Source organism: Pseudomonas sp. DC3200b2 (assembly GCF_049895785.1).
Lineage (GTDB): Bacteria > Pseudomonadota > Gammaproteobacteria > Pseudomonadales > Pseudomonadaceae > Aquipseudomonas > Aquipseudomonas massiliensis.
The window spans coordinates 417,216-430,943 of record NZ_JAFCTA010000003.1 but is presented as its reverse complement, the minus strand read 5'-3'; the positions used below and the strand labels follow the sequence as shown (position 1 = coordinate 430,943).

Sequence of the window (13,728 nt, the reverse complement as noted above, 5' to 3'; positions counted from 1 at the left end):
CCGGCCCGGTTGCCCTGCAAAGCAGTGCCCATCGGTGGTACAGTGCGCCAGCTTCGCGGCACCCGGGCGCCTTCCGGCTGCCCACGGACGCGGGCAACGGCCTATGTGGCCAGCCATGGATTCGACCGGGAGGGCGACATCGGGTCGCCCCCCTGTGACTTTAACCACGACGCTTTAGTCTATGACTAGGCTGCCGGCCAGGGGAAACATGCCCCTTCACCGCCGGCCGGGACGATTTACCCCTGCCCGGCAGGGACCATTGAGGAGCTCGCATGACCAAACAACACGCCTTTACCCGGGAAGATCTGCTGCGCTGCAGTCGCGGCGAGCTCTTCGGCCCAGGTAACGCGCAATTGCCCGCCCCCAACATGCTGATGGTGGACCGCATTACCCACATCAGCGACGAAGGCGGCAAGTACGGCAAAGGTGAATTGGTCGCCGAGCTGGACATCAATCCGGACCTGTGGTTCTTTGCCTGCCACTTCGAAGGCGACCCGGTGATGCCTGGCTGCCTGGGCCTGGACGCCATGTGGCAGCTGGTCGGTTTCTTCCTTGGCTGGCAAGGCCTGCAAGGCCGTGGCCGCGCGCTGGGCTCGGGCGAAGTGAAGTTCTTCGGTCAGGTTCTGCCCACCGCCAGCAAGGTTACCTATAACATTCATATCAAACGCGTCCTCAAGGGCAAGCTGAACATGGCCATCGCCGACGGTTCGGTCAGCGTCGACGGTCGCGAGATCTACACCGCCGAGGGCCTTCGGGTCGGCGTCTTTACGTCCACTGACAATTTCTAAGGGTTACTTGCATGCGCCGCGTCGTTATCACGGGTCTAGGCATCGTTTCGTGCCTGGGCAATGACAAAGACACCGTATCCGCCAACCTGCGCGCAAACCGCCCCGGCATCCGCTTCAACCCGGAATATGCCGAAATGGGGCTGCGTAGCCAGGTCTCCGGCTCGGTCGATCTGAACCTCGAAGAGCTGATCGACCGCAAGGTATTCCGTTTCGTCGGCCACGCCGCGGCCTACGCCTATCTGGCCATGGAACAGGCCATCAAGGACTCCGGGCTGTCCGAGGAACAGGTCTCCAACCCGCGTACCGGCCTGATCGCCGGCTCCGGTGGCGCTTCCACCCTGAACCAGATGGAAGCCCTGGACATCCTTCGCGAGAAGGGCGTCAAGCGGGTAGGGCCCTACCGGGTGACGCGCACCATGAGCAGCACGGTGTCGGCCTGCCTGGCCACGCCCTTCAAGATCAAGGGGCTGAACTACTCGATTGCCTCGGCCTGCGCGACCAGCGCCCATTGCATCGGCGCGGCCATGGAGCAGATCCAGCTGGGCAAGCAGGACGTGGTCTTCGCCGGCGGCGGTGAAGAAGAACACTGGACCCAATCGTTCCTCTTCGACGCCATGGGCGCGCTCTCGTCCAAGTACAACGAGACGCCGGAAAAAGCCTCGCGCGCCTACGATGCCCAGCGCGACGGCTTCGTGATCGCCGGCGGCGGCGGGATGGTGGTGGTCGAGGAGCTGGAACACGCCCTTGCCCGTGGCGCCAAGATCTACGCCGAGATCGTTGGCTATGGCGCCACCTCCGACGGCTACGACATGGTCGCCCCCAGCGGCGAAGGCGCCATTCGCTGCATGCAGCAGGCCTTGGCTACGGTCGATACCCCCATCGACTACCTCAACACCCATGGCACTTCCACGCCAGTGGGGGACGTGGCGGAGATCCGCGGCGTTCGCGAAGTGTTCAAGGACAAGGCGCCCGCCATCAGCTCCACCAAGAGCCTTTCGGGCCACTCCCTGGGCGCGGCGGGCGTGCACGAGGCGATCTACTGCATGCTGATGATGGAAGGCAACTTCATCGCCGGCTCGGCCAATATCGACGAGCTCGATCCGGAAGTGGCCGACATGCCGATCCTGCGTGAAACCCGCGAGAACGTGCAGATCAACACCGTCATGAGCAACAGCTTCGGTTTCGGTGGCACCAACGCTACCCTGGTGCTCAAGCGCTGGGAAGGCAAGTAGGCCGCAAGCATCGCCTGCAAGCCGGAAGCGACAGCGGCGCCCTGAGGGGCGCCGCTTGTCTTAGGCTACACTACGGCCCTCGAACCTCCGTGGAGCCTGTATGTCCATCGCCCAGGTAATCACCCCTCGACAGGAAAGCGTCGGCGGCCAGCCGATCCTCCGCCCCCTGCCCTGCGCCCAGTGCCGCAGCGTCGGCCCGTTCGTATTCTTCGACTACATACTGCCGCACCCGTATCCGCCGGGAAGCGGGATGAACATCGCCCAGCATCCACATATCGGGCTGTCCACCCTCACCTATCTATTCGAAGGCGAGTTACTGCACAAGGACAGCCTGGGCTCGGAAGAACGGGTGGGGCCCGGCGAGGTCAGCTGGATGACCGCTGGCGGCGGCATCGCTCATGTGGAGCGAACCCCGGATGATCTGGTACAGGTAGGAAGCACCCTGCACGGCCTGCAGGTCTGGCTGGCGATGCCCAAGGCCAAGGAGCAAGGGGCGCCGAGCTATTACTATTTCGAAGCGGACGAACTCCCTGGCCGGGAAGAAGACGGCGTGCGCCTGACCATGGTCGCTGGACACGGTTTTCGGCTTATCTCCCCGGTACCCGTGCTCTCCCCTACCCTGTACGCCATTGTCGACATGGCGCCGGGAAGCACGCTGCTGATACCGGATGAACACGCCCAACGCGCGGTTTTCCTGTTGGAAGGCGCTGCTCGTCTAGGCAGCGAACCGTTGCAGGCCCATAGCCTGACGGTACTGGAGGAAGGCGTGGAGACCAGCCTGGCCAGCCCGGTTGGCGCACGCCTGGCGCTGATCGGGGGCGCCCCGCTGGATGGTCCAAGGCGGATGAACTGGAATTTCGTGGCCAGCGACACGACACTGATCGAGGAAGCACGCGCTCGCTGGGCCGTGGGAGACTGGCCGCAGGTACCGGGAGAGGCCGGGCGCATCGAGCTGCCCGGCCCTGGCCGCCGCGATTAAAGCTGCGGCTGGAAGACCTCGGCGAACAGGTTGTACATCGCCTGGAAGGCCCTGTCGGAGATCTTCTTGTCGTACATCTGCTTGCCGGGGTTGTTCGCCTCCGGGTCGGTGAAGGAATGGTACGCGCCACCGTAGCTGATCAGCTGCCAGTCTACCTTGGCCGCGTTCATTTCTTCGACGAACGCTGGCAACTGTTCCTTGGGCACCAGCGGGTCGGCGTCGCCATGCATGACCAATACCGCGCCCTGGATGTTGTTGGCATCGGCCGGGTTCGGGGTATCCAGGGTGCCATGGAAGGACACCGCCGCTTTCAGCGGCGCGCCATCGCGGGCCAGTTCCAGGGCACAGCAGCCGCCGAAGCAGAAGCCGAAGCTGGCCAGGCTCGCTTTGTCCACGGTCGCGAAGCTCTGCGAGGTCAATTGTTCGAGCGCCGCCTGCATACGTGTACGCAACAGACCGCGATCATTCTTCAAGGGCATCATGGCCGCCAGGGCCTGATCGGCATCCTGGGGACGCACCGCCTGGCCATACAGGTCAGCCAGCAGCACGACATAACCCTGGGACGCCACGGCGTGGGCAATACGTTCGGCGCCTTCACTGACGCCCATCCAGTTCGGCGCCATGACCAGGCCCGGACGCGGGGACTTGATATCGGCGTCGAAAACCAGGCGGCTTTCGAAGGCGACCTTGTCTATCGAGTAGACCAACGACTCAACAGTGATGTTGCTCATGGATGGCTCCTGGTTGCCCCAAAAAAGAAGCCCGCCGTAGGCGGGCCTCACACATACAAGCGTTAAGCTGACAACTCGATCAGCAGCTTGTTCAAACGACGCACGTAGGCAGCCGGATCCTTGAGGCTATCCCCAGCGGACAGCGCGGCCTGGTCGAAAAGGATATGCGCGAAGTCGGCGAAGCGGTCTTCGTCCGGCTCGTGGTCGAGTTTGTCCACCAGCGGATGGCTGGGGTTGAACTCGAAGATCGGCTTGGTATCCGGTACTTTCTGCCCGCTTGCCTCCAGGATCTGGCGCATCTGCAGGCCCATGTCGTTCTCGCCGATGGCCAGGATCGCCGGCGAGTCGGTCAGGCGATGAGAAACACGCACCTCGCTGACGCTGTCACCCAGGGCAGTCTTCAGGCGCTCTACCAGGCCCTCCTTGTCCTTGGCGATGGCTTCCTGGGCCTGCTTGTCTTCCTCGCTGTCGAGCTTGCCAAGATCCAGGTCGCCACGGGCGACGTCTACCAGGGCCTTGCCGTCGAACTCGGTCAGGTAGCTCATCAGCCACTCGTCGATGCGATCGGTCAGCAACAATACCTCGATGCCCTTCTTGCGGAAGACCTCCAGATGCGGGCTGTTCTTGACCTGAGCATGGCTTTCGCCGGTGAGGTAGTAGATCTTGTCCTGCCCTTCCTTGGCGCGCGCCAGGTAATCGGCCAGGGAAACCGACTGCTCGCCGCTGTCGTCGTGGGTGGAGGCAAAGCGTAGCAGACCGGCGATCTTTTCCTTGTTGGCGAAGTCTTCGGCCGGGCCCTCCTTGAGGACCTGGCCAAAGTTCTTCCAGAAGGCCTTGTACTGCTCAGGCTCGTTCTTGGCCAGCTTTTCCAGCATGTCCAGCACGCGCTTGGTCAGGGCCGACTTCATGGAGTCGATCACCGGGTCTTTCTGCAGGATTTCCCGGGAAACGTTCAGGGACAGGTCATTGGAATCCACCACGCCCTTGATGAAGCGCAGGTACAGCGGCAGGAAGGACTCCGCCTGGTCCATGATGAACACACGCTGCACGTAAAGCTTCAGGCCGCGCGGGGCCTCACGGTGGTAGAGGTCGAATGGGGCGCGGGCCGGCACATACAGCAGCGAGTTGTACTCCAGCTTGCCTTCGACCTTGTTGTGGCTCCAGCTCAGCGGGTTCTCGAAGTCATGAGCGATGTGCTTGTAGAACTCCTGGTATTCCTCGTCCTTGATCTCGGTACGTGGGCGAGTCCACAGGGCGCTGGCGCGGTTGACCGTTTCCCAGCCCGGCTCGGGAGCCTCCTCGCCCTCGGCGGCGGCCTTCTCCTGAGGCAGCTCGATGGGCAGGGCAATGTGATCGGAGTATTTCTTGATCACGTTGCGCAGGCGCCAGCCGTCGGCGAAGTCGCTTTCGTCAGCCTTCAGGTGCAGCACGATGCGGGTTCCGCGCTCGGCTTTTTCCACGGTGGCGACTTCGAACTCACCCTCGCCTCGAGAGGACCAATGCACGCCTTCGCTGGCGGGCGCGCCAGCGCGGCGGGTAAATACCTCGACCTGGTCAGCGACGATGAAGGCCGAGTAGAAACCGACACCGAACTGGCCGATCAGGTGCGAGTCCTTCTTCTGGTCGCCGGTCAGGTTCTTCATGAAGTCAGCGGTACCGGACTTGGCAATGGTACCCAGGTGAGCGATCACTTCGTCACGGCTCATGCCGATGCCGTTGTCATCGATGGTGACCGTCCTGGCGTCCTTGTCGAAGGTCACGCGAATGCGCAGGTCCGCGCCGCCTTCCAGCAGCTCGGGCTTGGACAGGGCTTCGAAACGCAGCTTGTCGGCGGCGTCGGACGCGTTGGAAATCAGCTCCCGCAGGAAGATTTCCTTGTTGGAATACAGGGAATGAATCATGAGGTGCAACAGTTGTTTCACCTCGGTCTGGAAGCCCAGGGTTTCCTTTTGAGTTTCCACACTCATCTATTCGAACTCCGATACGGGTTGCACAAGCCGCGAGGCGGCGCGAACTGCCCAGCCAGCGGGCGGGATGTGCAGCAGATGGGGGCAGCGCGAGGAATTTCAAGTCAGCGAGCCGGTTCCGGCAAACCCTTGACGGCAAAGGACCTTCACAAGCGTCGGAGGAACTTAACCTATTCCGCTGCGCTCGAAGCCACGTGATGATCATCCATAAGGAGAAACACCCCATGCAAAAGACTTTCGCCTACGCTTTGATGCTGGCCGCCACCCTCGGCCTGGCCGCCTGCGACAACGCTTCGGACAAGGCCAAGGATGCCCAGGAGCATAAAGAGAACGCTCAGCAGCAGATGGAAAAGGCTCAGGAGCACGCCAACGACGCTGCCAAGGAAAACGCCAAGGCCAACCAGGACGCCGCTGAAGCTCAGCAGAAAGCGATTCAGGAAAGCACCCCGGCCAATGGCAACGCTCCAGCCCCTGAAGCGACTCAAAAGCAATAAGCCGCTTTTCCCCGGCCTGCCCTGCCACGCCCGGCTCCTAGGTTCCTACCTGGGCCGGGCGTCAATCCAGAGCAAGGTACACCGCCTCGATCAACCGCCTCATCTCCTCTGGCCCGTAGCGCTGGTCCAGCGGCAACGGTAGAAGGCAGCGCGCCCAATCGACAGCTGTCGCGCAGGCTCCCTGGGTTTCCAGTACATCCCGCCAATAGGTAGCGACGTAGATACGCTGCCGCGCCAATCGCGCCCGGACAACGTCCGTCTGCGCCGCGTCGCCTAGCAATAGCGGGTAGCACAGTGGCGCACCGTCGAAATCCGGCGCAATGGTGAACCTGTTCAACGACTCGAAGGCTGCCTGCAACAGGCGCAGGTTGGCCCGCCGGCGATCGGCCACCGTCGCGTAATCGATCGCGCCGAGCAGGCGCTCGGTCAAGGGCGACATACCGGTCATCCCCTCTTCGCGAATGCCCCGTTCGACCTCTACATAGCTGCTGTACCAGGCTTCCGGGCCATCTTCCAGGCGTCCGGCCAAGGCTCTTAAGCGTTCCTGGCTGCGACCTGCCCGGAGCGGCGCCAACCCCGACGGCGGATTGATCAGCCAGCCGCCATCGGGCACGCCAAGAAACTTGCGCGGTGAATAGAGCGTGGGCACCCCCGCCGGTGGAGGGCTGAACAAGGCCTGGGCGTGATCCGCAATCAGGCTGGCCCCCATGGTAGAGGCCAATGCATGCATGGTGATTGCCTTGTAGCCGAAATAGTCGACATATAGCAGCCGCTCGTCGGCCTCTAGCGTCGGTATCTCCCGAGGCTGCAATTGATCATCGAGGCCATAGCGATACAGCTCTACCCCGCTGCGCTGCGCGGCATCGACCATGGTCGCGCAGGTGTACCAAGGCAGGTGCAGGCGGCGTATATGGACGTGCCGCAACAATGCCTCGAAAGCATAGCGGGCGCTGTTGTATCCGAGGGGCGCGTCGTACAGCACGCGGGGTAGCGGGGTTTCGAGCTGGAAAAAACCACCGATGGCGTCTTGCATTGCACCTCCCTGGCGCCGGCTATGGCCGGATTGCCAGGGAGGGTAGCACTCGCGCGGTGCCGGGGTAAGGCCCCCGACGCAGGGCTCAGCTCTCGGAGCGCACCGTGGCGCCATTGAACAGGCGGTCGCAACCGACAGCGATCGCCAGGACTGCCACCGAGGGGACCAGCCAGGCCAGGTTCTGCTGGCTCAGGGGCAAGTCAGCCAGCACCGGCGGAAGTTGGGCAGCCCAGGGCGTGGCCTTGAAGGCATCGATGCAACCGAACAAAAACGCCACCAGGGTCACGGGCGCGACCACCGCCATGGGCGAGCGCCAGAGACTCTGCACGAAGCTGAGCACCACCAGTACGATGCAAGGCGGATAGATGGCGGTGAGAATCGGGATCGACACTTGGATCAGCTTGGTCAGCCCGAGGTTGGAAACCAGGAGCGAGAACGCCGCCAGCAGCAGTACCAGCGTCCGATAGGACAGTGGCAGCAGGCCGCTGAAATACTCGGCGCAGGCGCAGGTCAGCCCCACCGCCGTGACCAGGCAGGCCAGGGAGATGAGTACCGCCAGGAACAGGCTGCCCAGATCGCCGAAGGTGTTCTGCACATAGGCATGCAGCACCACCGCGCCATTGCTCGCGCCAGCGGCGATGGAATGGCTACCCGCGCCCAGGCGGAACAGACTGACGTAGACCAGGATCAGGCCCAGGCCGGCGATCAGGCCGGCAATGACCGCGTAGCGGGTCACCAGGCGCGGGGATTCGATGCCCCGGGAACGGATGGCATTGACGATCACGATGCCGAACACCAGCGCCCCGAGGGTATCCATCGTCAGGTAGCCGTTGATGAAGCCCAGGGAGAAGGGCGCGTTCTGGTACTCGACCGTCGCCTCGCCCACTGGCCCGGCGGGCAGCACGAAGGCGGCAATGCCAAGGATGGCCAGGGCGATGATCTTCAGCGGCGCCAGGAATCGACCCACCGTATCCAGCAGGCGACCCGGGTAGAGCGAAACCAGGGCGACGACGGCGAAATAGACGAGGCTATAGACGAAGAGCGCCCAGGGGCTGTCTCCGGTGAGCGGCGCCAACCCGACGGTGAAGGACACCGTGGCGGTGCGTGGCGTGGCGAACAGGGGCCCCACGGCCAGGTAGCACACCACGGCCAGGGCAATGCCCGCGGCGCGCCCAAGAGGCGAGCTCAGCACATCGATGCTGCCGCCGACCTTCGCCAGGGCGATCACGGTCAGTACGGGAAGGCCTACCGCGGTAACCAGGAAACCCAGGGCCGCCAGCCAGACGTCGGGGCCGGACTGCAGGCCGACAATGGGAGGGAAGATGATGTTGCCAGCACCCACGAAGAGCGCGAATGTCATGAAACCAAGCGCCAGGATGTCCTGGCTTTTAAGCACTTTCATTTAACGAGACCATACTGCAGACGAACGAAGGAAGGGGAATTCCCGCAGGGTCGAGGGGAAGAAACTACCGGGTATGGCAGATGCTTTCGAGCCGCCCTTGTGGGGCTGCTGGAAAGGGCGTGCAGAATACCGAAAACTCGGCGCCAATGCACTGACTCAGGGCGCCGACACGACCGACGCACAATGTGCGGGCATTTTAATCGACTACAAAATTTTTACCGGATGTAAACTCGGAAGCACTCCGAGGGTCTATGCTTCACTCAGTTGTGCCGCACCGCTCGGAGGATGTAACCATGGCAGCAGAATTGGTGGCCCAGTTTCACGCGCGGGACGCCGAAGGGCGGGTGTATCCGGTCCATGAATTTCAGGAAGCGTCGGTACTGGCGAACGATGGCCATGCACAGGGCCCGCTGGTAACTTACCGGCTCGCTATTGGAGACCGGGTCAATTACCTGGGCGATAACCGTTTCATGCTGGTGCAGAGCGGCATCGAGATCGTTCGTATTCCCTGAAACGCACATGGAGGGGGTAGCGAAGCCGCCGAATCCAGCCTGGCCTTGGGGCGCCTCGCCAGCTTGCCCCCGCCTTCCACGGGCAGCTTCTCCCTAGGCCTCCCGGGGCCATAGCGCCGGCGCGCCAGCCGCCTTGGCGATCCGCTCCAGATGAGCCATGTGCGCCTGCAGTTCGGCTTCTGTCGCCAGGATGACCCTCCCTGGGGCGCGACTGGCCGACAGGCGGCGGACCGGGCTTCCCTGCGCTTGCCCACTATCCTCGTCATCAGCGTTGCCCGCCAGGGACAGGCTGGTCTGCCCTCCCGTCATGGCCAGGTACACATCGGCCAGCAGTTCGGCGTCGAGCAAGGCGCCGTGTAGCGTACGCTCGCTCAGGTCGATCCCGTAGCGCTTGCAGAGCGCGTCCAGGTTGTTCCGTTGCCCCGGATGGCGGGCCCGCGCCAGACCGAGGGAGTCGACGATGGTACAGTACTGGCTGAGGTCGGCGCGATCCGCCTGCCCAAGCAGCGCGAACTCGTTGTTCAGGAAACCGACGTCGAAGGCCGCGTTATGGATGACCAGGGTCGCGCCCTGGATATATTCGTAGAATTCGTCCGCCACGTCGGCGAAACGTGGCTTGTCCCGGAGGAATTCCGAAGTTATGCCATGGACGGCAATGGCCCCCTCGTCGCTTTCGCGATCCGGTTGCAGGTAGATATGGAAGTTGCGTCCGGTCAACCGCCGCCCCACTACTTCGACGCAGCCGATCTCCAGCACCCGGTGGCCATCGGTCACGGGCATGCCGGTGGTTTCGGTGTCGAGCACCACGATTCTGCTGGAAGCTCTTTCGTCAGCCATTTGCCTTGATCTTTACAGGAATTACAGCGGCACAAGGTAACACAGCCAGGGGGTCACCGGGCGAGCCGGCGCACGTCCTCCACGCCGCGGTTGGCCAGGGCATCGGCGCGCTCGTTGCCGTGATGGCCGTTGTGCCCACGTACCCATTGCCAGGTCACGACGTGCCGAGCCACCTGGGCGTCCAGCGCTTGCCAGAGGTCGGCATTCTTCACCGGTTCCTTGGCCGCGGTTTTCCAACCGCGCTTCTTCCAGTTGGGCATCCACTGCTGGATCCCCTTCATCACGTACTCCGAATCGGTAACCAGGGTCACCTGGCAGGCACGCTTGAGCTCTTCCAAGGCACGGATGGCCGCGGTCAGTTCCATCCGGTTGTTGGTCGTGGCGGTTTCACCGCCCCAGAGTTCTTTCTCGACACCTTTGTACACCAGCAGAGCGCCCCAGCCGCCGGGGCCGGGGTTACCCTTGCAGGCACCATCGGTAAACACTTCGACAACATCGTTCATTGTTCAGCTGTACTCACTTGGGAAGCTTCACTGGCCTCCGTCACGCCGATTGAGCTTGGCCAGCGGCAACGGCAGCAACTTGCCCATCGGCTCGCGCCGCGCCTGGCGCAGCGGCCGCAGGCCCACCACCAGCTTGCGGGCCACCAGCACGTAGAACCCACCGCCCGCGCTTTGCCAGCGCCCGGCAAGCTGCTCCCAACCGGCCATGCGCGCTTGCCAGGCCGGCGAGGCCAGCGGCGGACAATAGCATCCGAAACGCTTCTTCTCCAGCGCGAAGCCCAACAGGTTCAGCCAGTCGCCGACCCGGGAAGCAGAGATGCAACGAGCCTTGCGCAACGCCCCCTTGGCGAACAGACGTCGCGCCCCCCAGGGGCTCCAGGGGTTGATGCCGACAATGACCAAGTGTCCACCAGGCCGTACCGCCTGGGCCGCTTCGCGCAAGAGCCCATGGGGAGACAGACAGAAATCCAGCCCATGTTGAAGCACCACCAGGTCCGCGGCATGTTCGCCCAGGGGCCAGGCCTGCTCCTCGCAGACGATCTGCACACCTGGCAAGGGTGCTCCCAGCCTGACGTGGTGCTGGATTCGCGCCGCCACCGGGGGCGCATCGGCATGCGGCCCATAATGCACCAGGTAGCCACCGAAGAACTTCTCCAGCTCGGCGCAGAGCACGGCATGCTCCTCGCGCAGCAACAACTGCCCCACCGGGCTGGCGAACCATTCCCGAGCCTGGGCGATAAGCTCGACCCATTGCTGATCCGCCTGCGCGAACGGCTTGTCTGTCATTGTCGCTCCTCCCGGTTTCAACCAGGCTTGTCCGGGCCTACTATGGATTCAACTTACCGCCTGGCGAACACCCCATGATACAGATCACCGCCCTTCCCGCCTTCTCCGACAACTACATCTGGCTGCTGCGGGACGAGCAACACCGCCGCTGCGCCGTGGTGGACCCTGGCGATGCCGCCCCGGTGGAGCGCTGGCTAGACGCCAACCCCACCTGGACCCTGAGCGATATCCTGGTGACCCACCATCATCATGATCATACAGGCGGCGTGGCCGCGCTCAAGGCCAGGACAGGGGCCAGGGTGTATGGCCCAGCCACCGAAACCATCCCGGCGCTGGACGCCGCCCTCGAGGACGAAGGCCGCCTCGACGTACTGGGCCTGAAGCTGCGGGTGCTGCTGGTGCCAGGCCATACAGCCGGGCACATCGCCTATGTTCACGACGCCCCTGACCAGCCCCTGGTGTTCTCGGGCGATACACTGTTCGCCGGGGGCTGCGGGCGCCTGTTCGAGGGCACGCCGGAGCAGATGCACCGGTCCCTGGCCCGGCTCGCCGCCCTGGCCGACGAAACCCTCGTCTATTGCGCCCATGAATATACCCTGAGCAACCTGCGCTTCGCCCGGGAAGTGGAGCCGACCAACAATGCCCTGGCGACCCGCTTCGCCGAAGTCACTGCGCTGCGCGATAGAAACGCGATCACCCTGCCCAGCAACCTGGCGGTGGAGAGAGCAACCAACCCTTTCCTGAGGGCCGGTGAAACATTAATTAAAGAAAAAATGCAGGAGCGTGTCGGCACCGTGCTAGACAGCGAAACCGCGGTATTCGCGGCGATCAGGGCATGGAAGGATCAGTTCTGAGCACGATCTTGCGGTAATGGAATGTTCACAGAGGTTGACCGGCCTACCCCCCCTTTCTAGAATCGCCGCACATTTTTGCCCGGACAACCTCACCGCCAATGTCGCCCTACAGCCCCGCTACCCCGCTCCGCCCTCGCGCCCTTACCCGGTTGGGCCAGGCCATCGCCCTGGCCATGACGGCCGCGCTGGTGGGCTGCCAGAGCGCGGCACAGGTGGACAGCGGCCCGGCGCCGGCGCCTGCCACGGCAACCTTGAAGCGAGCCAAGCCCAAGCCGATCTTCCAGGTGGAGCACGACAAGCGCCAGCCCCAAGACCTCTGGGCCCGCATGCGTGATGGCTTCCAGCTGCAGGACGGGATCGACGTCAACCCGAGGGTGGAGCAGCAGCGGCTGTGGTTCGTCAGCAACCCGGATTTCCTGCTGACTTCCGCCGACCGTGGCAGCCTGTACCTGCACTATATCGTCGAGCGCCTGGAAGAGCGCAACATGCCGCTGGAGCTGGCATTGCTGCCGGTTATCGAAAGCGCGTACAACCCCATGGCGCTTTCCCGAGCCAATGCGGTCGGGTTGTGGCAGTTCATTCCTTCCACGGGGCGCTACTTCAACCTGCGGCAGACCAACCTCTACGACGGCCGCCAGGATGTCACCGCTTCCACCAATGCGGCGCTGGACTATCTCGGCAAGCTCCATGACATGTTCAACGGCGACTGGCTACTGGCCCTGGCTGCCTACAACGCGGGCGAAGGCACGGTCAGCCGGGCCATAGAACGCAATGAAAGGCTGGGCCTGCCCACCGACTACTGGAACCTGCCGCTGCCCCAGGAAACCCGTGACTACGTGCCCAAGCTGCTGGCCCTGTCGGAGGTGGTCTCCTCCCCCGAAGCCTATGGCGTCGCGCTGGAACCGATTGCGAACCAGCCCTATTTCAAGATCGTGGAAATCAACCAGCGCCTCGACCTGGCCCGGGTCGCCGCCTTGGCCGATATCGATGAGGATGAGCTCTATCAGCTCAACCCCGCCTTCAAGAAACGCGTCACGCTCGATCGTCCGCAACATCTACTGGTGCCCACCGCCAAGGCCAAGTTGCTGGCCGATAGCCTGTCGTCCATGAAACCCGAAGAGCTGCTCACCCTGCGCCCCAGCCAGGTGGTCTTCGAACAGGTCGCGAGCGCGGCGCCCAACCCGCGGCGCAGTTACAAGGTGCGCCGGGGCGACAACCTCGGCACCATCGCGAAGGCCAACAAGGTCAGCGTAAGCGACCTGCAGCGCTGGAACAAGCTGACCGGCAAGCATTTGAAACCCGGGCAACTGCTGGTCCTGCAGGGCGGCGCTGGCGGCAACTCCGCCACCAGCGGTGATGCGGCCCGTCGTAGCACCCGCTATACGGTGCGCAAGGGGGACTCCTACTACCTGGTCGCCAAGCGGTTCAAGGTACAGCCCCAGCACCTCAAGCGCTGGAACCCTCGGTTGGGCAAGGCCCTGCGCCCCGGGCAAACCCTTACCGTCTATATTGATCGCTGATTTCCCGGGCGCCCCGGCGCTCTTCATCGCAGCGGCTGACCACTGGCGAGCGATTCCTGTCGAGGCTCTGCAGACTCTGTTAATGTACCG

At 63.4% G+C, this 13,728-nt stretch carries 14 protein-coding genes; 7 read left to right on the top strand and 7 right to left on the bottom strand.

Features of this window, described 5'->3' with window-relative positions; genetic code table 11:
• Positions 1-272 precede the first annotated feature (272 nt).
• The 3 genes from fabA (at position 273) to ACP691_RS11290 (ending at position 2,999) form a co-directional block, all read left to right on the top strand.
• On the top strand, positions 273-788 hold the full coding sequence (gene fabA, locus ACP691_RS11300; protein ID WP_040260806.1) for a 3-hydroxyacyl-[acyl-carrier-protein] dehydratase FabA: 516 nt from the start codon (positions 273-275) through the stop codon (positions 786-788).
• Positions 789-799: 11 nt separating this feature from the next.
• Positions 800-2,020 carry a beta-ketoacyl-ACP synthase I gene (gene fabB, locus ACP691_RS11295; RefSeq protein ID WP_426149529.1) on the top strand — a complete coding sequence of 407 codons (1,221 nt, stop codon included), beginning with the start codon at positions 800-802 and terminating at the stop codon, positions 2,018-2,020.
• Between the two features lie 100 nt (positions 2,021-2,120).
• The gene (locus ACP691_RS11290; RefSeq protein WP_426149528.1) at positions 2,121-2,999 is read left to right on the top strand and encodes a pirin family protein; all 879 of its coding nucleotides are present in this window, start codon (positions 2,121-2,123) and stop codon (positions 2,997-2,999) included.
• Here ACP691_RS11290 and ACP691_RS11285 read toward each other — a convergent pair.
• Positions 2,996-3,730, bottom strand: a complete 735-nt coding sequence (locus ACP691_RS11285) for a dienelactone hydrolase family protein (protein ID WP_426149527.1) — start codon at positions 3,728-3,730, stop codon at positions 2,996-2,998. The two genes, ACP691_RS11290 and ACP691_RS11285, sit on opposite strands and share 4 nt — an antisense overlap.
• 62 nt (positions 3,731-3,792) lie before the next feature.
• On the bottom strand, positions 3,793-5,697 hold the full coding sequence (gene htpG / locus ACP691_RS11280) for a molecular chaperone HtpG (protein ID WP_426149526.1): 1,905 nt from the start codon (positions 5,695-5,697) through the stop codon (positions 3,793-3,795).
• Between the two features lie 224 nt (positions 5,698-5,921).
• Here htpG and ACP691_RS11275 point away from each other — a divergent pair, with 224 nt between their 5' ends.
• On the top strand, positions 5,922-6,191 hold the full coding sequence (locus ACP691_RS11275; protein ID WP_040260811.1) for a hypothetical protein: 270 nt from the start codon (positions 5,922-5,924) through the stop codon (positions 6,189-6,191).
• Positions 6,192-6,252: 61 nt separating this feature from the next.
• Here ACP691_RS11275 and ACP691_RS11270 read toward each other — a convergent pair whose 3' ends face one another.
• Both ACP691_RS11270 and brnQ read right to left on the bottom strand, forming a co-directional pair.
• Positions 6,253-7,224, bottom strand: coding sequence for a hypothetical protein (locus ACP691_RS11270; protein WP_426149525.1), 972 nt, complete (start codon positions 7,222-7,224; stop codon positions 6,253-6,255).
• An 85-nt stretch (positions 7,225-7,309) separates the two neighbouring features.
• Positions 7,310-8,626 carry a branched-chain amino acid transport system II carrier protein gene (brnQ, locus tag ACP691_RS11265; RefSeq protein WP_426149524.1) on the bottom strand — a complete coding sequence of 439 codons (1,317 nt, stop codon included), beginning with the start codon at positions 8,624-8,626 and terminating at the stop codon, positions 7,310-7,312.
• Between the two features lie 293 nt (positions 8,627-8,919).
• Here brnQ and ACP691_RS11260 point away from each other — a divergent pair, with 293 nt between their 5' ends.
• Positions 8,920-9,138 (top strand): hypothetical protein, encoded by a 219-nt coding sequence (locus ACP691_RS11260; RefSeq protein WP_040260814.1) that lies wholly within the window; start codon positions 8,920-8,922, stop codon positions 9,136-9,138.
• A 93-nt stretch (positions 9,139-9,231) separates the two neighbouring features.
• On the opposite strand, the gene dnaQ is transcribed toward ACP691_RS11260, so the two are convergent.
• Genes dnaQ through ACP691_RS11245 form a run of 3 tightly spaced genes read right to left on the bottom strand, consistent with a single transcriptional unit; the run spans position 9,232 to position 11,264 of the window.
• Positions 9,232-9,975 carry a DNA polymerase III subunit epsilon gene (gene dnaQ / locus ACP691_RS11255; protein ID WP_426149523.1) on the bottom strand — a complete coding sequence of 248 codons (744 nt, stop codon included), beginning with the start codon at positions 9,973-9,975 and terminating at the stop codon, positions 9,232-9,234.
• A gap of 53 nt (positions 9,976-10,028) precedes the next feature.
• On the bottom strand, positions 10,029-10,478 hold the full coding sequence (rnhA, locus tag ACP691_RS11250) for a ribonuclease HI (protein WP_040260816.1): 450 nt from the start codon (positions 10,476-10,478) through the stop codon (positions 10,029-10,031).
• Between the two features lie 27 nt (positions 10,479-10,505).
• Positions 10,506-11,264, bottom strand: coding sequence for a class I SAM-dependent methyltransferase (locus ACP691_RS11245; RefSeq protein ID WP_040260817.1), 759 nt, complete (start codon positions 11,262-11,264; stop codon positions 10,506-10,508).
• 74 nt (positions 11,265-11,338) lie between these two features.
• On the opposite strand from ACP691_RS11245, the gene gloB reads away from it, so the two are divergent.
• Positions 11,339-12,118, top strand: a complete 780-nt coding sequence (gloB, locus tag ACP691_RS11240; protein WP_426149522.1) for a hydroxyacylglutathione hydrolase — start codon at positions 11,339-11,341, stop codon at positions 12,116-12,118.
• A gap of 98 nt (positions 12,119-12,216) precedes the next feature.
• The gene (locus ACP691_RS11235; protein WP_426149521.1) at positions 12,217-13,638 is read left to right on the top strand and encodes a transglycosylase SLT domain-containing protein; all 1,422 of its coding nucleotides are present in this window, start codon (positions 12,217-12,219) and stop codon (positions 13,636-13,638) included.
• The last annotated feature ends 90 nt before the right edge of the window (positions 13,639-13,728 follow it).

What these genes read in the sequence shown, in the direction of transcription:
- fabA (WP_040260806.1), top strand. Translation starts at nt 273, where the DNA reads ATGACCAAACAACACGCCTTTACCCGGGAAGATCTGCTGCGCTGCAGT.
- ACP691_RS11260 (WP_040260814.1), top strand. Translation starts at nt 8,920, where the DNA reads ATGGCAGCAGAATTGGTGGCCCAGTTTCACGCGCGGGACGCCGAAGGG.
- fabB (WP_426149529.1), top strand. Translation starts at nt 800, where the DNA reads ATGCGCCGCGTCGTTATCACGGGTCTAGGCATCGTTTCGTGCCTGGGC.
- rnhA (WP_040260816.1), bottom strand. Translation starts at nt 10,478, where the DNA reads ATGAACGATGTTGTCGAAGTGTTTACCGATGGTGCCTGCAAGGGTAAC.
- ACP691_RS11270 (WP_426149525.1), bottom strand. Translation starts at nt 7,224, where the DNA reads ATGCAAGACGCCATCGGTGGTTTTTTCCAGCTCGAAACCCCGCTACCC.
- ACP691_RS11235 (WP_426149521.1), top strand. Translation starts at nt 12,217, where the DNA reads ATGTCGCCCTACAGCCCCGCTACCCCGCTCCGCCCTCGCGCCCTTACC.
- ACP691_RS11245 (WP_040260817.1), bottom strand. Translation starts at nt 11,264, where the DNA reads ATGACAGACAAGCCGTTCGCGCAGGCGGATCAGCAATGGGTCGAGCTT.
- gloB (WP_426149522.1), top strand. Translation starts at nt 11,339, where the DNA reads ATGATACAGATCACCGCCCTTCCCGCCTTCTCCGACAACTACATCTGG.
- ACP691_RS11285 (WP_426149527.1), bottom strand. Translation starts at nt 3,730, where the DNA reads ATGAGCAACATCACTGTTGAGTCGTTGGTCTACTCGATAGACAAGGTC.
- htpG (WP_426149526.1), bottom strand. Translation starts at nt 5,697, where the DNA reads ATGAGTGTGGAAACTCAAAAGGAAACCCTGGGCTTCCAGACCGAGGTG.
- ACP691_RS11275 (WP_040260811.1), top strand. Translation starts at nt 5,922, where the DNA reads ATGCAAAAGACTTTCGCCTACGCTTTGATGCTGGCCGCCACCCTCGGC.
- ACP691_RS11290 (WP_426149528.1), top strand. Translation starts at nt 2,121, where the DNA reads ATGTCCATCGCCCAGGTAATCACCCCTCGACAGGAAAGCGTCGGCGGC.
- brnQ (WP_426149524.1), bottom strand. Translation starts at nt 8,626, where the DNA reads ATGAAAGTGCTTAAAAGCCAGGACATCCTGGCGCTTGGTTTCATGACA.
- dnaQ (WP_426149523.1), bottom strand. Translation starts at nt 9,975, where the DNA reads ATGGCTGACGAAAGAGCTTCCAGCAGAATCGTGGTGCTCGACACCGAA.